This window comes from Winogradskyella sp. HaHa_3_26 (genome assembly GCF_019278425.1).
In the GTDB taxonomy this organism is placed as follows: domain Bacteria; phylum Bacteroidota; class Bacteroidia; order Flavobacteriales; family Flavobacteriaceae; genus Winogradskyella; species Winogradskyella undariae.
This window is the reverse complement of sequence record NZ_CP058981.1, coordinates 2,052,501-2,079,239: the sequence shown is the minus strand read 5'-3', so window position 1 is coordinate 2,079,239 and position 26,739 is coordinate 2,052,501. Positions and strand designations below refer to the sequence as shown.

General features: G+C 31.8%; 18 protein-coding genes and 2 rRNA genes (1 of these 20 cut by a window edge). 4 read left to right on the top strand and 16 right to left on the bottom strand.

Annotated elements, in window-relative coordinates; all coding sequences use genetic code 11:
- Positions 1 to 53: 53 nt before the first annotated feature.
- The 4 genes from H0I32_RS08980 to mfd form a co-directional block, all read right to left on the bottom strand.
- Positions 54 to 4,490: a chemotaxis protein CheB gene (locus H0I32_RS08980; RefSeq protein ID WP_179313604.1), complete on the bottom strand. Its 4,437-nt coding sequence runs from the start codon at positions 4,488 to 4,490 to the stop codon at positions 54 to 56.
- A 569-nt stretch (positions 4,491 to 5,059) separates the two neighbouring features.
- Positions 5,060 to 6,361, bottom strand: coding sequence for a TlpA family protein disulfide reductase (locus H0I32_RS08975; protein WP_179313605.1), 1,302 nt, complete (start codon positions 6,359 to 6,361; stop codon positions 5,060 to 5,062).
- Between the two features lie 135 nt (positions 6,362 to 6,496).
- Positions 6,497 to 7,360, bottom strand: a complete 864-nt coding sequence (locus H0I32_RS08970) for a DMT family transporter (RefSeq protein ID WP_179313606.1) — start codon at positions 7,358 to 7,360, stop codon at positions 6,497 to 6,499.
- On the bottom strand, positions 7,360 to 10,689 hold the full coding sequence (mfd, locus tag H0I32_RS08965) for a transcription-repair coupling factor (RefSeq protein WP_173586158.1): 3,330 nt from the start codon (positions 10,687 to 10,689) through the stop codon (positions 7,360 to 7,362). Before mfd ends, H0I32_RS08970 begins: the two co-directional genes overlap by 1 nt.
- A gap of 113 nt (positions 10,690 to 10,802) precedes the next feature.
- Here mfd and H0I32_RS08960 point away from each other — a divergent pair, with 113 nt between their 5' ends.
- A complete protein-coding gene (locus H0I32_RS08960) occupies positions 10,803 to 11,234 on the top strand; it encodes a TerB family tellurite resistance protein (RefSeq protein ID WP_173586157.1) in 432 nt (143 codons plus the stop codon).
- Between the two features lie 78 nt (positions 11,235 to 11,312).
- Here the strand turns inward: H0I32_RS08960 and fbp are convergent, their stop codons facing one another.
- Complete coding sequence (gene fbp / locus H0I32_RS08955) at positions 11,313 to 12,329, bottom strand: class 1 fructose-bisphosphatase (protein WP_173586156.1); 1,017 nt, start codon at positions 12,327 to 12,329, stop codon at positions 11,313 to 11,315.
- A 126-nt stretch (positions 12,330 to 12,455) separates the two neighbouring features.
- On the opposite strand from fbp, the gene H0I32_RS08950 reads away from it, so the two are divergent.
- From H0I32_RS08950 to H0I32_RS08940, 3 genes are read left to right on the top strand one after another with little or no spacing between them, the layout of a single operon-like run.
- Complete coding sequence (locus tag H0I32_RS08950) at positions 12,456 to 12,932, top strand: GNAT family N-acetyltransferase (RefSeq protein WP_173586155.1); 477 nt, start codon at positions 12,456 to 12,458, stop codon at positions 12,930 to 12,932.
- A complete protein-coding gene (locus tag H0I32_RS08945; RefSeq protein WP_173586154.1) occupies positions 12,932 to 14,182 on the top strand; it encodes an aspartate kinase in 1,251 nt (416 codons plus the stop codon). The genes H0I32_RS08950 and H0I32_RS08945 overlap by 1 nt, the downstream gene beginning before the upstream one ends.
- A gap of 19 nt (positions 14,183 to 14,201) precedes the next feature.
- On the top strand, positions 14,202 to 16,031 hold the full coding sequence (locus tag H0I32_RS08940) for a GNAT family N-acyltransferase (protein ID WP_173586153.1): 1,830 nt from the start codon (positions 14,202 to 14,204) through the stop codon (positions 16,029 to 16,031).
- Positions 16,032 to 16,154: 123 nt separating this feature from the next.
- On the opposite strand, the gene H0I32_RS08935 is transcribed toward H0I32_RS08940, so the two are convergent.
- From H0I32_RS08935 to H0I32_RS08885, 11 genes are all read right to left on the bottom strand, one after another.
- Positions 16,155 to 16,601 carry a TM2 domain-containing protein gene (locus H0I32_RS08935; RefSeq protein WP_173586152.1) on the bottom strand — a complete coding sequence of 149 codons (447 nt, stop codon included), beginning with the start codon at positions 16,599 to 16,601 and terminating at the stop codon, positions 16,155 to 16,157.
- 75 nt (positions 16,602 to 16,676) lie between these two features.
- Positions 16,677 to 17,063: a VOC family protein gene (locus tag H0I32_RS08930; RefSeq protein WP_173586151.1), complete on the bottom strand. Its 387-nt coding sequence runs from the start codon at positions 17,061 to 17,063 to the stop codon at positions 16,677 to 16,679.
- A 71-nt stretch (positions 17,064 to 17,134) separates the two neighbouring features.
- Positions 17,135 to 17,590, bottom strand: a complete 456-nt coding sequence (locus H0I32_RS08925; protein WP_179313607.1) for a DUF1801 domain-containing protein — start codon at positions 17,588 to 17,590, stop codon at positions 17,135 to 17,137.
- Positions 17,591 to 17,600: 10 nt separating this feature from the next.
- Positions 17,601 to 19,310: a phytoene desaturase family protein gene (locus H0I32_RS08920; protein ID WP_179313608.1), complete on the bottom strand. Its 1,710-nt coding sequence runs from the start codon at positions 19,308 to 19,310 to the stop codon at positions 17,601 to 17,603.
- Positions 19,311 to 19,348: 38 nt separating this feature from the next.
- Complete coding sequence (locus H0I32_RS08915) at positions 19,349 to 20,290, bottom strand: 2-hydroxyacid dehydrogenase (RefSeq protein WP_173586148.1); 942 nt, start codon at positions 20,288 to 20,290, stop codon at positions 19,349 to 19,351.
- Between the two features lie 196 nt (positions 20,291 to 20,486).
- Positions 20,487 to 21,863, bottom strand: coding sequence for a magnesium transporter (gene mgtE, locus H0I32_RS08910; RefSeq protein WP_256928798.1), 1,377 nt, complete (start codon positions 21,861 to 21,863; stop codon positions 20,487 to 20,489).
- Between the two features lie 56 nt (positions 21,864 to 21,919).
- A complete protein-coding gene (gene rsmA, locus H0I32_RS08905) occupies positions 21,920 to 22,708 on the bottom strand; it encodes a 16S rRNA (adenine(1518)-N(6)/adenine(1519)-N(6))-dimethyltransferase RsmA (protein ID WP_173586147.1) in 789 nt (262 codons plus the stop codon).
- A gap of 236 nt (positions 22,709 to 22,944) precedes the next feature.
- On the bottom strand, positions 22,945 to 23,262 hold the full coding sequence (locus H0I32_RS08900; RefSeq protein ID WP_179313609.1) for a DUF4286 family protein: 318 nt from the start codon (positions 23,260 to 23,262) through the stop codon (positions 22,945 to 22,947).
- 229 nt (positions 23,263 to 23,491) lie between these two features.
- Entirely contained in the window at positions 23,492 to 25,276 is a 1,785-nt protein-coding gene (locus H0I32_RS08895) for a tetratricopeptide repeat protein (protein WP_179313610.1), read from the bottom strand.
- 177 nt (positions 25,277 to 25,453) lie between these two features.
- Positions 25,454 to 25,563 (bottom strand): 5S ribosomal RNA (rrf, locus tag H0I32_RS08890).
- Between the two features lie 126 nt (positions 25,564 to 25,689).
- Positions 25,690 to 26,739, bottom strand: a 23S ribosomal RNA gene (locus H0I32_RS08885); it runs 1,777 nt beyond the window's last position.

The following is a 26,739-nucleotide window of genomic DNA, read 5'->3' as shown; positions in this document are numbered from 1 at the left end:
CTTTTTTTTAATAATTATTACTAAATAATAGTTGTTTTTCAGCACTAAGCACGCTATTCTTTGACATTAACCCACTTATTTAAAGTAGAATATAACTCATCCTTAATGATTGGTTTAGAAAGAAAACCTAAACATCCTTTTTTATAACATCTTTCTTTTTCATCTGGCATTGAATATGCCGTTTGCATAATAATTTTAGCCATAGGATTTATTTTTAAAATTTCTCCCATTGCTTCAATTCCATTCATGGCAGGCATTCTAATATCTAGTAACACAATATCAATAGCCTCTGTATTACTATAGATTTCTACAGCCTCGACACCTGTTTTAGCAAATAAAACATTTGCTCCAGTATCTTTGAGGACTATTTTAAAGAGTAATCTTATTAAAGAATCATCTTCTGCTATTAAAATGGTTTTGTTCTTTAAGAAATCCTTTCTTTTAGGTAGAGCTACTTTTTTCCTTACCAAGTCTTCTTTTGCATATTCAATAGGGATTGTAAACTCAAATAAGGTTCCTTTGTTTTCCTCTGAACTTACAGTAATATCTCCACCTAATAAAGTTAATATACCTTTACAAATAGTAAGACCTAATCCTGTGCCTCCATATTTGGCATTACTTTCGTAATTAAGTTGTTTAAAGCGCTCAAATATTTCTATTTGTTTACTTTTTTTAATCCCCATTCCGTTATCTTGAACAAAGAACTTAATAGTATTATCATTCACATTGAACCCGAATGAAATTTCTCCTTTTTCAGAAAACTTTAAAGCATTGTTTAAAAGGTTAGAAACAACTTGTTGCAGGCGATGCTCATCGGTAATGATATATAATGGTTTAACGGGAATATGTGTTTTAAAAACAATATCTTTTTTATGCTTTGCTATTTTTAGTTGGTTATAAGTAATCTCTAAGTTTGAGATTAAACTTGAAATATCACATTCTTTAAAAGATACTTTTAACTCATTAGATTCTATTTTAGCAATATCAATAATATCATCGATTAAGTTTAAAAGTTGTTTAGAATTTCCATCTATTATTTCAAGATACTTAAAACGTTCTTCTTTAGTTAAACTATCATTTTTTAATAATTCAGAAAAACCTAAAACACCATTCATTGGGGTTCTTATTTCATGACTCATATTAGCAAGAAAATAGTTTTTATGAAGGTTAGCTTCTTCTGCTATTTTTTTTGCATTTATAAGTTCTACCTCAGACAGTTTTTGACTAGTAACGTCCTGAGCAGCACCTCTTAAAGCTATTTTATTCCCATCTTCATCTTCAACAATTTCTCCTTGTGCTTTAATCCAAATTTTATTTCCATCAGACCTGTAAAGATTTAATTCTAACTCATATGGAGTACCATATTTTTTGGTTTTTTCTATGGCTTTAGATAATTTAGCCCAACTCTCTTTTGTAAAAAGGTTTTCTTGTTCCTTATAGTCTGGGGGTTGAGAATTAGGATCTAATCCATAGATTTTAAATAATTGTCCAGTCCAAGTTACTTTACCGGTTTTTATATCTAAATACCATCCGCCAACGTGAGTTAATTCTTGAACTCTATTAAGTTCTTTTTCACTTTTACTAAGTGCTTCTTCTTTATTTTTTAGCTCTGTAAAATCTGCAATAGTACCTGCAAATTCACCTTTTTTAGGTGAAAATATATTTATAAAATAATGTTTTTTTGAATTTGCAATGTAGGTCTCAAAAGTTTGATTTTCTCCAGACAATGCTGTTTTTCCATATTTTGAAATCCAGTCATTAGGGTCATGCTCTATCCCTGGAATTATTTCTAAAATCCTTTTTCCAATAATTTCATCTGTTGTAAGATTCAATATCTCTTCAAAAGCAGGGTTTACATCAATATATTCCCAATCTACGGGCTCACCATCTTTATTGGTTATAATTTTTGCATGCATAAAACCTTCATTAAGGTTCTCAAACAATTTATGATATTTTACACCGGTATCTAGAAGCTCGAGTTCTGTTTCTATAAGCTTGTTAATGTTATTTAAAGTAATTACTACTCCATTAATAATTTTATTAGATGTAATAAATGGACTTATTCGTAATAAATAGTGGTTATCATCCTGATCTTTGACTTGTTTTTCAACAATTTTTAATTTGTCTAACACAAATTTAGAATCTTGAATAATTGAGTTCCTAGTATCTTCTTTAAAATTAGACGTAAAGCTAGATAATGTTCTGCCAAGATCTACCTCATCTAAATTAAAGACCTCTTTTAATGCTGGTGTAAATTTTCTTATTCTTAAATCAGTATCTAAGAATAAAGTTGCAATTTCCGTATTATCTAAAAGATTAGTAATATCATTATTAAGGTTTGTAAGTTCCTTATTTTTTTCCTGCATTTCTGTATTTACAGTATACAGTTCTTCATTTACAGATTGTAATTCTTCATTTGTACTTTGCAACTCTTCATTAGATGCCATTAACTCTTCATTAGACGATTGTAACTCTTCGTTACTCGTTTCTAATTCTTCAATAGCATTTTGTAATTCTGTTTTAGCTATTTTTAAGGCTGTTTCTAAATCTTCTAATCTTTGATTAGATACCTCATCTAAATCAATATTTCCTAAAACTAAAGGAGTTGCATTTGCTAAAGGTATATCGTTTGTAAACTCAATTAAATAGCAATTATTTAGATTATCATAATCCTGTGCTTTATGAAATTTTAAATCAAAAGAATAAGATTTCCCAAGGGTTTCATTAATAACACCCTCAATGATAACGTCGTGCTTTGTAACTTCTGCTCTTCTAATACCGCTTCTAATAATAACAGCAATATCTGGATTCACCATTTTTAAGAGGTTATTCTGAAAAATTCCAGAACTGTGCGAAAGACGTTTCCCTGCATCTCCATTAATAAATAGAATATTAAAATCATGATCTATAAATATAGAATCTGGACTAAATTTTTGACTTAAATATTTATGAAACACCAGTTCAGGGCTTTCTTTTATATTTAAAACAGGAGTACTTCTGGGTGTTTCAGGATATTTATACGCAAGTGTTGTTATTCTATCTAAATTAGAACTGTGCGAAGGGATTTGTTTTGGAGGAGAAATATTTTGAAATATTTTCCATTTAACATCAATCGTTTTAAACAACTTAGCAACTTCACCTAAAGACTCACTATTACCTAAAAACAAATAAGAAAATTGATTTAAAGCAAACTGAAAATTAAACATTACCTTTTTTTGAATATTAGTATCAAAATAGATAAGTAAATTTCTACAAGAAATAAGATCCATTCTTATAAATGGAGGATCTTTAATTAGGTTGTGATTAGAAAATACAATCTTCTCTCTAATGCGTTTAATGATCTGAATTCTATCACCATTTTTAATAAAGTACTGGTCTAAATATGGCTTTTCAATTTCATTTATAATATTTACGTGATATACACCTACCCCAGCTATAGCAAGTGCTCTTGGATCTATATCGGTTGCAAATATCTTAAAATCGAGATTTAATTGATGTGTTCTTAGATAATTATCTATTAGAATCGCTAAAGAATAAACTTCTTCACCAGTAGAACATCCTGCAATCCAAACACGGATAGTACTTTCACTATTTCTGTTTTTACAAATCTCGGGGATTACTGTGTTTTTTAATCTTTCAAAAGCTTCTGTATCTCTAAAGAAACGAGTAACTCCAATTAAAAAATCTTCTTTTAGGGATTGTTGTTCACTTACATTACTAGACAAATAAGTCGCATAATCAAAAACATGATCTATGTTGTTGATATTCATACGCTTCTCAATTCTTCTTAAAAGCGTATTTTTTTTGTACTCCCTAAAATCTACTCCAGAGTATTTATAAACGATGGTAAGTATATCGTTTATTAAAGTTTCATTTGAAGGATGCTTGTTAAAATCTTCTTGAAGTAATGGTCTGCTAATAGGATTTTTATGTAATATTTCTGCAATCTTAGGCGGACTTAAAATGTAATCTACTGTATTAGTTGAAATGGCTGAATTTGGCATTCCATCAAACTGAGCCGTAGAAGGGTCTTGTACAATAATTGTCCCTCCACCTTCTTTTATCGTTTTAATTCCTCTTGAACCATCAGAACCAGTCCCGGAAAGTATAACACCTATAGAACGTTCTTTATATTCTTCACCTAAAGTGTGAAAAAAGATATCTATAGGAAGGTTTAAATTGTGTTTAGGTCCTTTATCTAAAAGATAAAGTTCAGAACCTTTAACATGCAGGTTTTTACTTCTCTGATTTAAGTAAATACAATTGGGTTTTATTGTTTGCTTATCTTCCGCTGTATAAATAGGCATTTTAGTATGCTTACTAAGCAATTCTGGCATAAGACTTTTAAAATCTGGAGACAGATGCTGAATAATAATAAAAGCCATTCCAGTATCGCTTGGCAGATGATCAAAGAGGTTTTGAATTGCATCTAAACCTCCTGCAGAGGCACCAATACCTACAACGTAGAACTTAGGGTCGTTCTTTTTCATTGAGTTTTTGTTGTAAAACAGTTTTAAAAAGGGGGAAACTATCTTACTTAATTAGGGGGTTAATTTTTGTGTTGTATTATATATACGTGAAAAAGGAAAAATAAGTTTTATAAAATTATAAAACTTAGACAATGAAATTGTAATCTAACTTTCACTTATATATTTAGGGCGCATGTAATAATCTTAATGTATTAACTAATAATAACAGGCTTATAAAGTTGTGTCGTAGTTTTTTCATCAGCCCGTTTTACATAAAAAGTAAAAAAGGAAGTGATACTTATTAAATACTTACGAAAACGTAAGCAATTACTTTTATAATGAATAAGAATTCTACTACACACATAATTACCACAAGAAATTAGCTTTGCGGTAATACATATTTTTAGAGAATACAGAATTGTTTTACCAAAATCTGTTGTATAATAAATCATTAAGTAATTATAAAAAGCGTCAAAAATAATGATAAATATAACCAATTAAGGCATTATTTATATTAAGTCCAGATTATTAAATTCTGATTACTTAAGTTTTAAGAGCTTATTTTAAGTGAAATTTATTAGTTTAAAAATCTACAAATCTTTTAAAACAACCTCTAAATCTTCTAGACTATTCGGTTTTGCTATAATTACTTTAGAAGCATCTAATAAAAAATACGTTGGTGTAGAAGACACTCCATAGTTTTTTACTAATGGATTATCCCATTTTCCCAAACCAATTTGATGTATAAACTCAGGGTATTTTTTAATTTCTCTTTTCCAATTAGTATCGTTATTCTCTAAACCAAAAGCAACAACTTGCAAATTTGGCTTATTAGCTACCATTTTTTTTACTTTAGGCAATTCATTTAAACAATGACCACAAGCACTACTCCAAAAAATAAGCAAATAATTATCAGCACCTTCTAATTGATGTAAACTTGTTTTTTTATCATCAGATGTAATTTCAAAATCGGATGCAACAACACCGATTGAAGTATTTTTAAAAGAAATAAGCATATCTTCTAAAACCATATTATTTGTTTCCTTAGCTAACTCTAACAAATAGTGATCTGTAATGTAATTGGCTACTTCATTATTTTCTATGCTTACAAAATTTTGCCAAAGCATTTGTAAAAGACTTATTTTAATAGCAGAATCATTATCTCCAATAGCCTTAGCAACATCATCTATATGTGCTTCGTAAGTTTCATTATTTGGATTTGAAACCATATTAAAAACATATGCTGTTACACGATCTGTTAAATACGAAGAACTCTGTAAAAGGTAATCACTAAAATCTACCTGACTTAAATAATGCGCTTTAAGATGTTCTGAGTAAACACTTATCGTTTCATATTTTTCAGGTATATAAGGACGATTAGCAATAATAAACCGAGAAACCAACTTACCTTCAGCTAATTCTTCATAGGCAGTTTGCGTGTCTTTTAAAGTCTTAAAAATAGCTTTAAACCCTTTTTTATCTGAATTCGATTTACCAAAATAATTACTTATGGTTTGGTTAACCATATCAATACTTTTTAAATAAGAACTCCAAAGTTTATTTTCTTCAGAAGCTGTAAAGACTAAACCATTAGCATGACTAAAATTAAAAGCAACATCTTCTTTTCCGTCGTAGATAAAATCAAAATTATTCTCTTCTGGAGGTGTTGCATATACAATTTTATAAATCCCAGGTGTTAATGTAGAATCTAATTGAATTTCAAAATTACCCTTCTCATCTATTTGACCTCTATTAACATAATTAGCACTCTCTGGTGTTGCTTCGTATAAAAAAGCATAGCTAAAATCTTCTACAGGCGAAAATGTTCCTTTTACACTTTGCGCTTGTAACAGTAATGGTAAAACCAAAAGTAGAATTAATAATTTTTTCATCTTATAAATTGTTTTCATTATACCTCTAAAAAGAGGTCTTGTAAGCTTATAAATTATGATGTAAACTTAATACTTATTCGTATGCTATAATAACGGTTTAACAACTTCAATAATTGTACCATTATAATTCTGTTTTTATCCCTTTTTAGACCTCACACTTTCAATAATAACGGTTGCTAATATTAAACTCCCCCCTATAAATGTATGGATTGTTGGTGTTTCGTTTAAAAAGAAATACGCTATTATAATTCCGAAAACAGGTTGTGTACTTCCTATAATACTTGCTGTACTTGCTTTAAAATGATTTAAACTATTTACAAACATTGTATGTCCTAAGGCAGTCGTTACAAATGCTAATAGTAAAACATATGGATATTGCGTTGTAATTGTAGAGGTCCCCATAAAATATAGAGTAGGCGCTAATACAAAGGAAAGTATAAGTACTTGATAAAACATAAGCATTATACTGTTATAAGTCTTTACATGATTTTTTAACATTAAAATTCTAAGCGCATAAAATAAAGCGGACAATAAGCCCGAGAGAACACCTTGCAAATGGCTACTTTCTACATCGAATTCTGGAGCTAAAATATAAATACCTAAGAGTACCATAAATCCTAAAATAATATGTATTGGATCTAGTTTTACTTTTGTAAAAAAAGGTTCTAAAAGCGCTATTAAAACAGGAAATGTAAATAGAGAAAGCATGCCTATAGCAACATTAGAGAGTTTTAAAGCATAGAAGTAAAAAATCCAATGTCCTCCCATAAATAAGGCTGCAACAATAAAAGTTCTACGGTCTTTATGATTTTTTATTTTTAGATTAATGCCTTTGTATAAACAAAATGCTAGTAAAATAAATACAGATAAAATACAACGCCACCAAATAATTACTGGAGTAGGCATATCTATAAATCTACCCAAAGGACCAGAAGTACTCATAAATAATGTTGCCAGAGTTAGCAACAATAGGTTATTTAAATGATTTTTTTCATTCATTATATATCCTTTAAAGCCAGGAGAGCCTGCTTGGTATTTTTAATTTTATCAAATGTAATAAGCAGACGTAATCCTTTTCGGGTTTGTTTTTCTTTTATGGTACATTTTCTCGCATTAGTTTGAACAAATTGCATCACTCTTAAAAAATCTGCACTTTGATAAAAACTACTTTGTTGATCATTTATAAAGTAACCAATCATCTTACCCTGCTTCATAATAAGCTTTTCAATCCCCATTTTAGTAGCAATCCACTTTAAACGAACACTATCTAACAAGTCGGCAACTTGTGTAGGTAACTCTCCAAAACGGTCAATAATATCAGCTTCAAACTTAGCAAGTTCTTCTTCGGTTTTAATAGCGTTTAACTTGGTATAAAGATTAAGACGCTCGGTAATGTTATTTATATAATCATCTGGAAACAATAATTCAAAATCCGTATCAATGGTCATATCCTTAACGTAATTTTTAGGCTTACCATCATCTTTATATAAATCTGAAAATTCTGTTTCTTTTAATTCTTCTATCGCTTCATTTAAAATTTTCTGGTAAGTATCAAAACCGATATCGGTAATAAATCCACTTTGCTCTCCTCCTAATAAATCTCCTGCGCCACGAATTTCTAAATCTTTCATAGCAATATTAAATCCGCTACCTAATTCTGTAAATTGCTCTAAAGCCGAGATACGTTTTCTAGCATCTGATGTCATTGCAGAATGTTCTGGTGTAATAAAATAACAGAATGCTTTTTTATTACTTCGACCTACACGTCCACGCATTTGGTGCAAATCACTCAACCCAAAATTATTGGCGTTATTTATAAAAATAGTATTGGCATTTGGTACATCTAAACCACTTTCAATAATAGTAGTACTGACTAAAACATCAAATTCACCATTCATAAAAGCCAACATAAGACCTTCTAGTTTTTTTCCATCGAGCTGTCCGTGACCAATTCCTATTTTAGCATCAGGTACCAAACGTTGAATCATACCCGCAACTTCCTTGATATTTTCAATACGATTATGAATAAAGAACACTTGTCCGCCACGCTCAATTTCATAACTCACAGCATCTCTAATGGTTTCTTCTCCAAAACGGACAACATGACTTTCAATTGGGTATCTATTTGGCGGTGCGGTATTAATAACCGATAAATCTCTTGCTGCCATTAAACTAAACTGAAGTGTTCTAGGTATTGGAGTTGCTGTCAATGTTAATACATCTACATTTTCCTTAATCGTTTTTAATTTTTCTTTTACGGCAACACCAAATTTTTGCTCTTCATCTACAATTAGTAAACCTAAATCTTTAAATTTTACGTTTTTACTAGCCAATTGGTGTGTCCCTATAATAATATCGATATTTCCATTTTCTAAGCCCTCTAATGTTTCTCGTTTTTCTTTAGCAGTTCTAAAACGATTAACATAATCTACCGTTACCGGAAAATCTTTTAAACGCTCCTTAAATGTTCGCGCATGCTGATACGCTAATATTGTTGTTGGTACCAAAACGGCAACTTGCTTTCCATTATCTACAGCTTTAAATGCTGCTCTAATTGCAACCTCTGTTTTTCCGAAACCAACATCACCACAAATTAAACGATCCATTGGACGCTCGCTTTCCATATCTTCTTTTATAGCTGCAGTAGAAGACATTTGATCTGGCGTATCTTCATAAACAAAAGAGGCTTCAAGCTCTAATTGCATATGACTATCTGGTGCGTACTGAAAACCTTTTTTAAGTTTTCTTTTCGCATATAATTTTATAAGATTGAAAGCAATTTCTTTTACTCTAGACTTTGTTTTTTGTTTTAAAGTTGTCCAAGCTTTACTTCCTAATTTGTAAACTGTCGGTGGTTTTCCATCTTTACCATTAAACTTGGTAATTTTATGTAAGGAATGAATACTGAGATACAAAATATCTCGCTCCCCATAGACTAACTTTATAGCTTCTTGCTTTTTGCCTTCTACATCTATTTTTTGAAGTCCTCCAAATTTCCCAATACCGTGATCAATATGAGTTACATAATCACCAATTTCTAGATTTGTAAGTTCCTTTAAAGTTATAGCTTGCTTTTTAGCATATCCATTTTTAAGATGGAATTTATGATAACGATCAAAAATTTGATGATCAGTATAAACCGCAATTTGATGCTCTGTATCTACAAAACCTTGATATAATGAAAGGACTATAGTCTGATAATGAACTTCTTGCTCTGCATCATCAAAAATATCATGAAACCGTTTGGCTTGCTGCTCGCTTACACAAGAAATATAATTGGTAATACCGTTAGCGTGGTTTTCATTTAAATTTTCTATTAATAAATTGAATTGCTTATTAAACGTAGGTTGTGGCGTGGTATAGAATGCAATAAGTTGCTTTGCGAATAGTGCTTCTGTTCCAAATTCAACCAAAGAATACTCTAAAAATTGACGCTTTAATAATCCCGAAGTACAGAATAACTGTTCAGGTGAAGCATGTTTTATATCACTCGACAGATTTTTAAAAGCCTCTTCTGCCTTTCCATAAAAATCATCAATTTTAGAAAATATAAAAGCTGCATTTTTAATAAATATAACCGTGTTATTGGCAACGTATTTTAAAAAACTTTCACGCTGTTCGGCTATAAGCTTATTAGCCACATTAGGTATAATACTCACCTTTTTAATACGCTCTGTAGAAAGTTGTGTTTCTACATCAAAGGTTCTTATACTATCTACTTCATCTCCAAAAAACTCTATACGATAAGGCTCATCATTAGAAAATGAAAACACATCTACAATTCCACCTCTGACAGAAAAATCACCTGGTTCTGTAACAAAATCGACACGCTTAAACTTGTATTCAAATAAAACTTCGTTTACAAAATCAATACTAAGGTCATTACCAACAGCGATCTTTAACGTATTCTTTTCAAGTTCCTTTTTAGTCACTACTTTTTCAAAAAGTGCATCTGGATACGTAACTATAATACACGGTTTTTTACGCGAATTAATACGGTTTAAAACCTCGGCACGTAACAGAACATTAGCATTATTTGTTTCTTCAATTTGATAAGGTCTACGATAACTACCCGGATAAAAAAGAACATCTTTAGCACTAATAAGTTGCTCTAAATCATTAAGGTAGTATGCCGCTTCTTCTTTATCATTAAAAACAAGTAAAAACGGTTTTTCTGCTGTTTTAAAAGCTTCCGCAACCGTAATTGAAAAAGAAGATCCTACTAGACCTTTTAAATGTGTTTTTGCTTCGCTTTGGGCAATAGTAGTTTGTAGATTTTGCAGTTGCAAAGTCTGTGCGAGTGTTTGGGTAATAGTCACTTTACTCAAGTTTCTTTGTTTGATAGTCCTGCAAATATAAAATATTTGAAATGCCCAATACTGATAATTATGTGAATAGAATTATATTTGTCCTCAAATTACTAATATTTAAACATTAAAATATGTCATTTTCAGATTTATTCGATAGCGGATTTAAAAAGCGCAACGAAGACCATTTTGCAGCCATTGTAAGGGTTGCACAAAGTGATGGGATTATTACTGATAAAGAAAAAGCTTTCCTAGATCGTCTAGCAACACGCTTAGATATTTCTGCAGAAGATTACGAAGAAATACTAAAAGATTATAAAAGTCATCCTATTAATCCTCCATCTTCATACGATCTACGTTTAGAGCGTTTATACGATTTAGCACGTATGGTTTGGATTGATGATATCGAAGGACCTAATCAACATTGGTTATTAGAAAAATTATGTGTTGGCTTAGGGTTTCATGCTCAAAATGTAAGATATATTGCTGATAAAGCTTTAGCTCTAGCGCATGATAAAGTAGATGCTGATACTTTTATTACAGAAATGAAAAACATGAACAAATAGTCGTTGACTTAAGTTCTGTAAAAGTAAAAAGCAACCTAAATAATTAGGTTGCTTTTTTGTTGTTGTTTATGACTTAGTTTAAAACTCTTTTTCTGCGTTACGCATAAATTCTTCTACTTTTTCTACCATATTTTTACTACCACAAATAAAAGGTGCACGCTCGTGTAATTCTTTTGGATCTAAATCCATAATACGGGTATATCCGTCACTCGCTTTTCCATTAGCTTGCTCAGCTAAAAATGCCATAGGATTACATTCATATAACAAACGTAGTTTTCCATTAGGGTTTTTAGAACTTTGAGGATACATATAAATCCCTCCTTTAATCATGTTTCTATGAAAATCAGAAACCAAAGAACCTATATAACGACTTGTATAAGGACGATCTCCTTCTTCTTCCTGGCAATATTTTATATATTTTTTGATACCAATAGGGAAATGTGAATAATTACCTTCATTTACAGAATAGATATTTCCATCTTCTGGAAATTTCATATCAGGGTGAGACAAATAATAAGATCCTATTGCTGGGTTAAGCGTAAAACCATTAACACCATGTCCTGTTGTATAAACTAACATCGTAGAAGTTCCATATACCACATAACCAGCTGCAACTTGTGCACTTCCTTTTTGTAAAAAATCTTCAATTTTAACAGGTGTTCCTATGGGAGTAATACGTCTGTAAATTGAAAAAATAGTTCCTACAGAAACATTAACATCGATATTAGAAGATCCATCTAACGGATCAATTAAAACAACATATTTGTTCTGATTATTTTCATCTTGACTATTAATGGCAATAAAGTTATCTTCTTCTTCACTCGCTATTCCACAAACAATATTTCGTTTGGTTAAAGTTTGAATAAATTTATCATTAGCATACACATCTAATTTCTGCTGATCTTCACCTTGAATATTAACATCACCAGCTGTACCAATAATATCTACCAACCCCGCTTTATTTACTTCATGGTTAACAACCTTAGCTGCTAAACGAATAGAATTTAAAAGACGAGAAAGTTCACCAGAGGTATATTTAAAAGACGTTTGATTTTCTATTATAAATTCCCCTAGGGTTTGATTTGGTTTAGACATGAAATATATTATTGATTATATGCTCACAAATATCGTATTTTTTTAAAGAACTACAACGTTTTCGCTTTCTAAAAATTGTTTTATGAAGCGAGTTTAGATTACCTTTGATGTTTTTTATTCGTAATAATGAAACAACCAAGATTAGCGGTCATACAAGATATGCCAAGAGTGATAGAGCTTATTCAAGAATTAGCAACTTTTGAAAAAGAAACAGATGCTGTAGAAATCACACAATCCGATTTAGAAAAAGATGGCTTTGGTACCAACCCAAAGTTTACCTGTTTTGTTAGTGAGCTTGAAAATAAAATTGAAGGTATTGCCTTAGTTTACCCGAGATATTCTACTTGGAAAGGCCCAATTTTACATTTAGAAGATCTTATTGTTAGTGAAAATTCTAGAGGCAAAGGACTTGGAACTCTACTTTTAGACGCCGTTGTTAAACATGCTAAACAACTTGGTGTAAAACGTGTAAGTTGGGAAGTTTTAGATTGGAACGAACCTGCTATAAAATTCTACGAAAGTAAAGGTGCAAACGTTATGAGAGATTGGAATGTAGCACATTTAAATGAAAAAGGAATTGAAAATTATTTAAATCAATTATAATGCAAATTTATAAGTTTGGTGGCGCATCTGTAAAAGATGCTGATGGTGTAAAAAACTTAGCAAAAGTTTTAAAAACTACAGGGTATGAGAATACTTTGGTTGTTGTTTCTGCAATGGGAAAAACAACAAACCATATGGAATTGGTTATCAAAAATTATTTTGAGCACAAAAATGAATTGCAAAGTGCCATCTATGACGTTATAAAATGCCATAACGATATTTTAATTGATTTATTTGAAAATAATCGTCATCAAGTATTCGTAGATGTCAAAACACTTTTTGAAGAATTAAATGCTTTTTTTAAAAGTAATAAATCACCAGATTACAACTATGTTTACGATCAGGTTATTGGCTATGGAGAATTAATTTCAACCACTATTATTAGTCATTACCTTAATGAAATAGGCTTAAAAAACAATTGGTTAGATGTTAGAGAATTTGTAAAAACAGATAACTATTACAGACATTCTAACGTAAACTGGGAAGCTACACAACAAAATATTTCTTCTAATTTAGATCCAAAAGTTTTAAATATTACACAAGGATTTTTAGGCAGTGATGCCAATAACTTTACCACAACATTAGGTAGAGAAGGTAGTGATTATACGGCTGCAATTTTTGCTTATTGCCTAAACGCTAATAGTGTAACCATCTGGAAAGATGTTCCTGGAGTTTTAAATGCAGATCCTCGTCATTTTGAAAACGCACAATTACTACATCATATATCATACAGAGAAGCTATTGAATTGGCTTTTTATGGTGCTTCTGTAATTCACCCAAAAACGCTTCAGCCCTTACAGCAAAAGGAGATTCCTTTGTTTGTAAAATCGTTTTTAAACCCAGAAGGAGCAGGAACTTGTGTTAGTAAAGGAAAAGCATTAGAACCTAAAATTCCATGCTTTATTGTAAAGAAAAACCAGACTTTAATTTCACTTTCATCATTAGATTTTTCGTACATTATGGAAGATAATATTAGTGAAATTTTTAGTTTATTACATTTATACAAAATGAAGGTAGATATGATTCAGAATTCGGCAATTAGCTTCTCTGTTTGTATCGATAATTTATATGATAATTTAGAAAAATTACTTCAACATTTAAAAGCTAAATTTAAAGTAACATGCCATAATAATGTCAGTTTATACACCATTAGACATTATAATGAAGATGTTGTAAAAGAGCTTGAAAAAGATAAAATCGTGTTATTAAAGCAGCTAGCACAAGTAACAGTACAAATAGTTACTAAATAATTAGTTGTTACATTTGTTTATGGGGAAATCATCAGATAAAGGATTAGTCACCGCAAAGGAAGTTGCAAAGGCAATTCATGTTGATAAATATGGGTTCTTAGGAACCTTTTTGGGTTGGGTATTAATGAAAGTCCTAAAAATATCAACAATAAATAAATTCTACTTGCGAAATAAGCATCTTAGTGATGGTGCTTTTTTAGATGCTATATTAGACGAATTTCAAATTAAGTTTGAAATCCCAGAAGAAGACATGAAAAGGCTTCCAAAAGAAGGACCTTATGTCACAATTTCTAATCATCCTCTTGGTGGTATTGATGGTATTTTACTGTTAAAATTAATGATAGAGCAACGTAGTGATTTTAAGATCATTGCTAATTTTTTACTGCACCGCATTGAGCCATTAAAACCATACATCATGCCTGTTAATCCTTTTGAGGGTCGTAAAGATGCAGCAAGCAGTATTTCAGGTTTTAAAAATGCAATTTTACATTTAAGAGCGGGGCACCCATTAGGTATTTTTCCTGCTGGGCAAGTATCTACCTATAAAGATGGAAAATTAGTTGTGGATAAAGAATGGGAAGCCTCTGCAATGAAATTAATTCAGAAAGCAGAAGTTCCTGTAGTTCCTATTTATTTTCATGCTAAAAATAGTAGATTATTTTACCGACTTTCTAAAATAAGTGACACACTAAGAACTGCAAAATTACCATCAGAAGTGTTAACGCAAAAAAGACGTATAATTAAAGTTAGAATAGGTAAACCTATCTCTTTAAAAGATCAAAAAGAACATCCAACGCTTCCTGAATTCTCAGAATTTTTAAGACGAAAAACCTATATGTTGTCTAAAACTTTTGAAGATAAACCTAAACTTTTAAACAATATTCAATCTCAGTTAAAAGTGGCTAAGTTACCTAAGCGTATTGTTACTCCTATTGCACCAAAATTAATGATTGCCGAGGTAGATAAGCTTAGACTTGGAGATTGTAGACTTTTAGAAAGTAAAAACTACGAGGTATTTTTAGCATCTCCAAAAGACATTCCTAATATACTAAGAGAAATAGGCCGTTTGCGTGAAATTACTTTTAGAGAAGTTGGAGAGGGAACTAACGAAGCGATTGATTTAGATAAATTTGACACTTATTATCACCATATGTTTTTATGGGATAATGTGCAAAACGTAATTGCCGGAGCTTACCGAATGGGCTTAGGTTCTAAAATTTATAAGCGTTTTGGTATTGACGGATTTTATCTTCAAGATTTATTTCGTTTTGAACCAGAATTACATAAAATGATGAGCCAATCTATTGAAATGGGGCGTGCTTTTATCATTAAAGAATACCAACAAAAACCAATGCCTTTATTTTTACTTTGGAAAGGAATTGTACACATTACATTGCGTTTCCCTGAGCACAAATACTTAATTGGAGGTGTAAGTATCAGCAACCAATTTTCTAATTTCTCTAAGAGTTTGATGATTGAGTTTATGAAATCTCATTACTACGATCCTTATGTGGCACAATACGTACATCCTAAAAAAGAATTTAAGGTAAAACTAAAAGATGCTGATAAAGAATTTGTTTTTGACGAAACAGAAGCCGATTTAAATAAATTCGATAAAATTATAGATGAAGTAGAACCAGGTGCTTTACGTTTACCTGTATTGCTTAAAAAATATATTAAACAAAACGCAAAACTTGTAGCATTTAATGTAGATCCGTTATTTAATAATGCGGTTGATGGTTTGATGTATATAAAAATTGCCGACTTGCCAGATAGTACTGTAAGACCTGTAATGGAAGAGTTTCAGGCTGAGTTAGAGCGTAAGTTTATGGACAATCAAGATAAATAAGCAAGTCTATTTATCACAAACACTTAACAAGGTTACTTGTTTTTGATTTTAATAATTTACTAATACTTCATAAAAAAACCAGAACTCACGTTCTGGTTTTTTTATAAATATTTTTAAGATCGCTTAAAACCAAGATTTTTTTCCTACTTGGTATGTATTATAGAAGTCTTCATCTGATTTTGTGAGGTAAATAATCCCTTCAATTAAACCAACTAGACCCACAAGCCAAACAACAAGAATACCAACGCCTACACAAGATAAAACAATACCTAATAGTGTAATACCTAATAAGATTCCACCTTCTTTATTGTAACCTAAAATAAATTTATGAACTCCAAAAGCACCAAGTAAAATAGCTAATATACCTGCTAACATTTTCTTATTGTCTCCGGGTGCATTACTAAATGTTTCTTTAGCATCATCAGAAAACTCCTTTGCAGACTCTTTAGCTTCGTCTGTAATTTCATTAACTTTTTTACTTATTGTTTCACCTGCTTTTTTTGCATTGTCTTTAGCATCATCTAACATATCGTTAAGATCATTACCTAAATTTTTATTATCGTCTGACATTTGTTTATTTAATTTAATGGTTAGTATTATTACAGATTTTTGATAGCGTCAAATTTAGTGAAAAAACGCAGATAATTACTTAAATGCAGAATCAATAGGTTCCCATAATTCAATTTTATTATTTTCATTATCTAGAATCCAAGCAAACTTACCATAATCATAAGTCTCCATATCACCTACAATTGTTACACCTTCGTCTTTTAAGACTTTTAAAAGCGTCTCTAAATCTTCAACACGGTAGTTAAACATAAATTCTTTTGGGGAAGGCTCAAAATACTTGGTCTCATCAGGGAAAGGACTCCATTGTGTTGAACATTCTTTACCTTCTTTGTCTTTCCACCAAAACGTAGAACCATAATCATCTGTATTAAAACCAAGATGTTTATTATACCAATCTTTAGAGGCTTTTGGATCTTTTGTTTTAAAAAATAATCCACCAATACCTGTAACTCGTTTTTTCATTTTGTCTTAAATTTTCACACTCTTATAATAAAATTTCGATAATGTAAAGTAACCGTAAGAGCGTTTTATTATTACTTTTTTATTGTTTGCTCATAAATTTTAATCCACTCTTCACAAGTTAACTTCGTAACGAGTTCTCCTATTAATTCAAAAGGAATTTCATCCATTTTTTTAAATCTAATACAGCTTTTTCCCATATCTAATTTACGTTTGCAATGCTTAGGATATTCGTTAATAAACCAATCATGTAATTCTTGTTGGGCATATATACCGCTATGGTATAGATTTATTGAGTTCTTTTGAGAAGCAAAACTCATAAAAGGTAAAGGTATTTTAGGATCACAATGGTAACCATCAGGATATACAGAATGTGGCACATAATAACCAATCATTCCATATTGAATGCCTTCTTCAAAACCTTTAGGTAAGTTAAGTCTAATAACATCTCTTAATTTTTGTAATATTTGCTGACGATCTTCTGGAGCTTGTTTAATATAATCTTCAGCACTTGTGGCCTTATATTGCATAGAGATACGTTTATGAGTTTTCTAAATTAGTAAAAACATCTTTAGAAGCTAATTTAGATTTTTTAAGCACAATTTTTTTTAACATCCAATCGGGGTAATTACTATTATCTTCTGCATCATAAACACGTAGATTTTGTGAGGAATCAGCCTGTATTAAATCGTCTTGTTTGCATCCTAAAATAACGGCTGCAGTTTGAACACCCGAATATCCAGCTCCAGCAACACCATGAGATAATGTACTAGAACCACACATATAGAGATTTTCTATTTCGGTTTTCATTTTATAAGCAAAAGGACCAATATGCTTTAAGCTTTTTTCTGTACCGTAAACGTTTCCTTTTGTAGCATTAATATAGTATTCATTAGTTATTGGTGTCCCTAATTCTTGATGTACAATATTTGAAGTAATACTAGGAACGACCTTTTCTATACTTTTTAAAAACTTCTGAATTATAGCTTCTTTAAATTCTAAATAGGCAGGTGAACGCTTCTCCGTTTCGTCTTTAAAAGCTGCAAAAGCATCGTAATTTATATATGTAATTGCTTCTATTGTGTGATATTTTCCATCAAAACTTACAGGATCTTTTAATGTGGTACAACTAATAAACATACCCGGAAATTCTTCGTCTTCTAAAAGGTCTATTTTTTGTGAATCATTATATACTTTATCTAAATCTTGGTCAGACAATAACCAGATATTTCCGGAATCTAAACCTGCATTTTTCACATCCATATCTACTGTTAAAAATAACATGATAGACGTACATGAATATTTTGTTCCATTTAATTTTTTAAGCAATTTTTTACTTAAATGCGTTTCTCCAATAAGTTTAGAATATGTAATACCAGGATCAGCATTAGAGATAATACGTTTGGCAAAAAGTTGCTCTCCAGATTCTAATTCTACACCAATAGCTTTTTTTGTATGACTTCCTTCTAATAAAATTTGTTTTACAGAAGTACTAGTTTGTACTACTCCATGATGCTTTTTTATTTTATTAGTCATGGCTTTAACTAAAGATCCACCTCCACCCATTGGATAATAGCCCCCAGCAGAATAATGATCCATAATAGCAGCATGCATAACAAAACTTGCTTTAGATGGCGGCAAACCATGATCACCAAATTGCACATTTAAAATACTTTGTAATAATGGATCTTTTACATGCCAATTAACAACGCGTTTTAAACTAAAGGGTGCATATTTTCCCATATGTTTAGTACGAAAGGGAATTGTAATTTGTTGCCATAAACCCTTTATTTTTGGAATAAGCTGCAACTGCCTACCAACATTTTTAACTAAGGTTAGATACTTAATAATTCCTTTTTTTTCATGTGGAAAAAGTTCTATTAAGGCCGCTTTTAAATCCTCGAAATTTGAAGGGTAATCAAAGCGTTCTTTTCCAATGTGGCAATGTTCATAAGCTTTAGGATTCATTTTATAGAAAGCAATATCATTTGCAATACCTAAACCTTCGTAAAGTTCGCTTGTAGATTGACCTTTGTCTAGTAAACCAACATAATGCACACCTGGCGTAAATCTATAACCGTTAAGATAAAAACTATGACACCAGCCTCCAGGAACATCATGTTGCTCTAAGACTAATACTTTTTGACCTGCTCTAGCAAGACATATTGCGGCGGATAAACCACCAACTCCAGAACCAATAATAATGGTATCATAAGTGATTTGCGGAGTGTTATTTTTAGTAGTTGACATACTTACAAGGTACTTTTATTTTTCTTAAAAAAAGCGTATTACTTTTTTGAAAAAGCGATAATTTTATCCACAATGGTTTGTGAGAGTTTTATGTTACTTTCAATAGTCCAACCAGCGACATGTGGTGATAATAGAACTTTTTCAGAATTTATAAGATATTGAAAAGCTTTAGGCATTGCATCGGAAGAAAATAAATTTTCGAATGATGATTTTTCGTATTCTAAAACATCTAATCCTGCTCCTAAAATTTTACCAGATTCTAATGCTTCTACTAAATCTTTGGTAACTACACTTTTTCCACGTGCCGTATTAATAAGCCAAAATGGTTTTTTAAATCCGTTTATAAAGTCCGAATTTACCATATTGAGTGTTAAATCGGTTTGTGGTATATGCAAGCTTAACACATCGGCTTTTGTTTTTAATTCTTCAAGTGTAACTTGTGTGGCGTTTGCATTACCTACGTCGGGTTTAATATCGTAACATAAAACATCGACATCAAAACCACGTAGTTTTTTAGCAAAAGCATTCCCCATATTTCCGTAACCAATAAGTCCAACTGTTTTACCATCTAACTCTAATCCTCGGTTTTCCTCACGTAACCATTTACCTTCTCTAACTTCTTTATCGGCTTTATTTAGTTTATTAAAAAGTGAAAGTAACATTCCTAAAGCATGCTCACCAACGGCATTTCGGTTACCTTCTGGTGCAGAAATAAGATGCACTCCTTTTTCTTGGGCGTATGTGCAATCTATGTTTTCTAATCCTGCGCCTACACGACCTATAAATTTGAGTTGTGTTGCGGCATCTAAAAATGCTTTATCTATACTAAAGCGACTTCGGATGATTAGACCATCGTAATCGGCAATTTTAGCTTCAATTTCTGATTTTGAAGAGGTAAAGTCTTCGTGATTGGTAAATCCTAAATCATTAAGTTGATTTAGTAATAATGGATGATTGGCGTCTAAGTGTAATATTTTCATAGCAATACCTTCTAAAGCAGGTGTCTTATTTAGAAATTTAATGAAGTAAAGTTACAAAGATTTGTGCTAGGCTTGTGTTCTATTTTGAATGAAAACGAGGATTTGCGTTAAGGATTGAACGGCTTGTTTGAGCTCTTTTGCTTTTTCTGCAAAAAGCGAGTAGTGAAAGCCTGACCCTTGTGGTAACGCCCAAATATTAAATACCTAAAATTAATTTAGCAATAAGGAAATAAATTAAAATCCCGAAAACATCGTTGCTAGTGGTTATAAAAGGACCTGTAGCAACGGCTGGATCAATACCACGTTTGTCTAAGAAAATAGGAATAAAAGTCCCGATAAGAGCGGCCATAATAATCACAGCAATTAAAGCAATACTAATGGTTATGGATACAATATATGGGGTTCCGAAAATAAAATGAGTGATTAAAATAGCAACTAAAGAAATAGCAATACCATTAACTACGCCTAGTAAAAACTCTTTGAATAATCGTTTTAAAATTTTACCATCAATAGTGCCATTAGCAATACCTTGAACTACGATGGCAGAGGATTGTACGCCTACATTTCCGGCAGTTGCCTGGATAAGCGGAACAAAACTTAATAGGACTACAAAATTGCCCATATTATCATTAAACTGCTCTATAATACTGGCTGCACCGAGCCCTCCAAACATACCTATAAACAACCAAGGTAAACGTGCTTTTGTGAGTTTTAGAATACTATCATCGGCTTCTACGTCTTGAGAAATACCTGCTGCTAATTGGTAATCTTTATCGGCTTCTTCTCTAATGACATCTATAATATCATCGACCGTAATGCGACCAACAAGAATGTTGTGATCGTTAACTACAGGAACAGCTTCTAAATCGTATTTAGCCATTATTTTTGCAACGTCTTCTACATCATCATGGACATGAACCCAAGCCACATTGTCTTTAACAATATCTGCAATTTTTTGATCACTTTTAGAAACAATTAAATCTTTTAAAGATAACCGACCAATAAGTTTGCCTTGTCTATCTACTACATAAACAGAATGTACTCTTGTTACATCTCTAGCCTGACCTCTAATGCGACGTAAACAGCCTGCAACAGTCCACGTTTCGTAAACTTTAACGAGCTCTTTTGCCATGAGTCCACCTGCTGTATCTTCATCGTAAGCTAAAAGTTCTTGAATTTCTTCTCTATGCTCAGTATCTTCAATTTGCGAAATAACTTCGGCTTGCCTGTCTTCGGGAAGTTCTGCTATAATATCTGCAGCATCATCCGTATCTAACTCTTCAATCTCTTCAGCAATCTCTTTATTAGAAAGATTTTTAAGGACCTTTTCTCTAATATCTTCATCAAGCTCCATTAGGATTTCTGAAGTTATTTCAGAACCCAAAAGCTTTATAACATATACAGCTTCATCTAGATTTAACTCATCAAGAATTTCGGCAATATCCGCGTGGTGATACTCATTTAAAAGTGATTTAAGTTCTTTGTCGTTTTGTTTTTCGACAAGGATCTCTACCTTTTCTACAAGTTTATCGGTAAGCTGAAATTGGATGTTATCTTGACTATTATCTTCCACTCTTAAGTTTGCTATTTAGAGTTGTTATTATAGGACTTAATGATTAAATGTAAAACTTAATCTTTATCATTTTCAATTAGCGATGTTAACTCAATAAATTGTGAAACGCTTAATTGTTCTGGTCGCTGGCCAAATATAGTATTTGCTTTTAAATCATCTGACAGATCAAATGTTTTTAAACTGTTACGCAATGTTTTTCTACGTTGTTGAAATCCTGTTTTTACAACTCTAAAAAACAATTTCTCATCGCATGGCAACGTAAAATTTTCTTTTCGCTTAAGACGTAAAACACCCGAATCTACTCTTGGTGGAGGATTAAAAACAGTTGGAGGTACCGTAAATAGATATTCGGCATCATAAAAAGCTTGTGTTAATACAGATAAAATACCATAAACCTTAGAACCTTCTTTAGAACAGATTCTAAGAGCAACTTCTTTTTGAAACATCCCTGAAAACTCAGGAATTTGATCCCTCATTTCTAAAGTTTTAAATAATATTTGAGATGAAATATTATAAGGGAAATTACCAATAATAGCATAAGGCTTACCGTTAAAAACAAGGTTTAAATCGTACCTTAAAAAATCTTTTTCAATAACTCTATCTGCTAAATGAAGGTAATTATTTTTTAAATAAGCAACAGACTCTGTATCGATTTCAATAACATGCGTCGTGGTATCTTTTTTTAGAAGATATTTAGTAAGCACACCCATTCCCGGACCAATTTCTAAAACATCACTATATCCTTCAAGAGATAAACTATCTGCTATGTCTTGCGCTATAGATTCGTCTGTTAGGAAATGCTGTCCTAAATGTTTTTTTGCTTTTACTTGATGTTGATTTTCCACGAATACAAGGCTGTTTTTAATGAGTTGTGATGCAAAGATAAGCGATGGTTAATTGAGAGGCGAAAAGTTCTAAGTTTATTTCAGGAAACAAAGGATCTTGAAACATTGGACACAATTAAAATCTGATTATAAAATTATAAGGCAGTAAAACCTTTAGGCTAAGAAATAGAAAATAACATTGGTATTAAATCACCGATATATCATATTAAAATCTCAATACTTAACAGGATGATGATTTATGCTTTCACAAAATATTCATCTACCACTTCTAATTCTGTTCTAAATGATAAAACTTTTTCTCCAAAACGCTTAAGCCCTACTTGTCTTAAACTATCGGCATCATTATCGTAATAAGCCTCTAATGCTTCTCTAGAGTGTGCTCTATATTGCACAGAATACGTATCTGTCTCTTCATCCTCTACCAAAACTTTGGTAAGCTTAGCTTCTTTAAATTTACCTGTAGCCAACACTTCTGCAATATGGTCTTTAATCCATATTAACCATTCGTCATGAATACTTTTATCAATGTTAAGAGTAACATTATATATAATCATTTTATTAAAATTTAAATTGAACGCAAAAATAAGAATTAAAAAATGATAGTTTAATATAGTTCTTAACACGAAAATAGGAAAACGGACTTAAAACTCTATTACAAAATTAAAATACTATAAATAGTTTTGGAAAGAAACTAAAAAAAGAGTTATAGACTAATAACAAAACCTATAAGCGAATACAAATTATCTATATTTGGCAATTGAAAGTATAATTTAATACTGAAAATCAATTTAAAAGATCTCCACGTAACGCTCTAAAACGTCGTCTAGCTTCAATAAAATAAATACTATCTTGGTAATCAAATAAAATGCGCTCGTAATGTTCTTTGGCTTCTTCAGGATTTGCTAATTTTGCATTATAGAGTTCTGCTAAATAGTAATGAGCATCATCAGCTAAAATACCTTCGCCATAATCTTTTATAATTTCTAAATAATTAGATTCAGCTTTATCAAATTGTTTTGTTTTTTCAAAAAGTTTGGCTTGTTGAAAAAGAGTTTGGTCAGTTATACTTCCCCCTTTATGTTCTTTTAAAATTTGAGATAAAAGCGTAATCGCTTCTTTTGTTTTATTCTGAAAGGCAAACAAATCGGCTTTAGCATATTGTTTTAATGCTGTTTGTGTACTATCCTCATATTTGTTATCAGAGATCAAAAGTTTTAAATCTAACGCATCATTTGCAATAAGCTGTGAAGTTGAAGATTTTAAGATATTAAGTTGAGATTCTGCCCAATCAAAATCACCTTTATAATAACTGGTTTTAGCAACTTTAAGTCGTGCTTCTTGTGCAAGAGGACTATTTTTTAAGTTGACTTGTATTTGAGAATAATAAATCAAAGCCTCATTAAACTTTTCTTGAAGGACTAAAATATCAGCTAATAGTAATTTAACTTCTGCTTCTTGAAATTTAGAAATAGAAAGTTTTAAACTTTTCTTTAAAAATTTAATGGCAGATTCTGTGTCTTTTAAGTTAAACGCTAAGAATTTACCATAAGCAAGTTGTAATGGTAGTGTTCTTTCAGATTTTCCGTATTCTTCAAATAGAGATTGATATTTTTTATCTATCTCTAACATCATTTTATCATCAGCATTATTAGTCTCAATTTCTAAAAGAGATTTATGAGCATTTAAAAGTGCTCCCAAATTTTGAGTTGATTCTAATATAAACTTATAAATCGTCTGTGCCGTTTCATCGTCGTTGTCCTCATGTGCAATAGAAGCTAATTCAATAATACGATAGAAACTTTCTTGACTACGTTTATAAAGTGCCTTTTCTTGAATAAAAGATTTTTTATACGCTTTTTCTTGTACGTATAACCAACTCAACATTTCGTACCAGTAGATTTTTGGCTGTTGCTGTATTTTTTTTAGTAACTGACGTCTTAAATATATATTATTATCATTAGAACTATCTTCAGATACAAAGTCGCTAAATGCACGCTTAATACTATTGATATGATCAGGAGAATAAGCAATGAAATCTATATAATTAGAAAACATTAATTCTACATCACCTTGATCACCATAAATTCTAGCTAATTGAAGACTATAGTTTTTTTCTGGTGTTAATCTTTTTCCTTTTTCATAGACTTCTATCGCTTTATCTAAAAGAGAATAATCTTCAAATCTCTTTGCTACTGAATTAATGTAGTTAGGATTTTCATCTATAAAGTCAATTGTTTGACCATAATATTTATCCGCAGCTAATTGATTGCCTTCTAATTGATAATTATAACCTAAAACAACAACTGTCATAGGGTTGTATCGCTGTGATAAGATTTTTATAATAATCTCTCTAGCATCACTAAACTGCTCTAACTGTTGGTAAATATCTATGAGCTTTAAATTGTACTGGTAGTGATAAGGACTTTCTTTAACTAGATTTTCATAGATAATTAATGCTTTTTTAAATTCTCCTTTTATATAATAACTTTCAGCCTGGTCTTCGTTTGTTTGTGAAAAACCAGAATACCAGCAACAGATTATAAGTAAAAGAAAAATTCGTTTTAGCATTATTCTATTTTAAGACATTGAGATCGTCTAGATCAATTCAAATATAATAAATGAAACGTTATTAAAACATAAAATAAATACTTTAGTATAAGCTTAGCTTTACTTCTAAACATTTATTAAAAATCAAAAGTTATAAAAAACAAAAAACCCTTACTAGTTAACTAGTAAGGGTTCTTAAAAAGGCGGCGACCTACTCTTCCACAGTAAAGTAGTACCATCGGCGCAAACGGGCTTAACTACTCTGTTCGGAATGGTTAGAGGTGAGCCCCGTCGCTATAACCACCTTAAATTTTTATTCTGAGTTTATCAGAACTTGGGTTGTTATAAATAATCAACACTAATATTGTTGACATATTGAAAAAATCACATGATATCTGTCTGTATAAATAGTAAACTGTTATAAAAAAACGCTGTACAATAAGCCTATGGGTTATTAGTACTACTTGGCTATGACATTACTGCCTTTACACCTATAGCCTATCAACGTGGTCATCTTCCACGACCCTTAAAAGAAATCTCATCTTGTGGTGGGTTTCGCGCTTATATGCTTTCAGCGCTTATCCCTTCCGAACGTAGCTACCCTGCAATGCTTCTGGCGAAACAACAGGTACACCAGAGGTTCGTCCAACTCGGTCCTCTCGTACTAGAGTCAGATCCACTCAAATTTCTAACGCCCACAGTAGATAGAGACCGAACTGTCTCACGACGTTCTGAACCCAGCTCGCGTGCCACTTTAATGGGCGAACAGCCCAACCCTTGGGACCTTCTCCAGCCCCAGGATGTGACGAGCCGACATCGAGGTGCCAAACCCCCCCGTCGATATGAGCTCTTGGGGGAGATCAGCCTGTTATCCCCGGAGTACCTTTTATCCTTTGAGCGATGGCCCTTCCATACGGAACCACCGGATCACTATGCTCTACTTTCGTACCTGATCGACCTGTATGTCTCTCAGTCAAGCTCCCTTATGCCATTGCACTCTACGCACGATTACCAACCGTGCTGAGGGAACCTTTAGAAGCCTCCGTTACTCTTTTGGAGGCGACCACCCCAGTCAAACTACCCACCAAGCACTGTCCCTGGTTAGAGGTTAGACTCTAGATAAGCAAAGGGTGGTATTTCAACAATGACTCAACAACGCCTAGCGACGCTGCATCGAAGTCTCCCACCTATCCTACACATTACTTATCCAAAGCCAATACTAAGCTATAGTAAAGGTTCACGGGGTCTTTTCGTCCCACTGCGGGTAATCGGCATCTTCACCGATACTACAATTTCACCGAGCTCATGGCTGAGACAGTGTCCAGATCGTTACACCATTCGTGCAGGTCGGAACTTACCCGACAAGGAATTTCGCTACCTTAGGACCGTTATAGTTACGGCCGCCGTTTACTGGGGCTTCATTTGAGATCTTCGAAGTAAACTTCTAAACCCTCCACTTAACCTTCCAGCACCGGGCAGGTGTC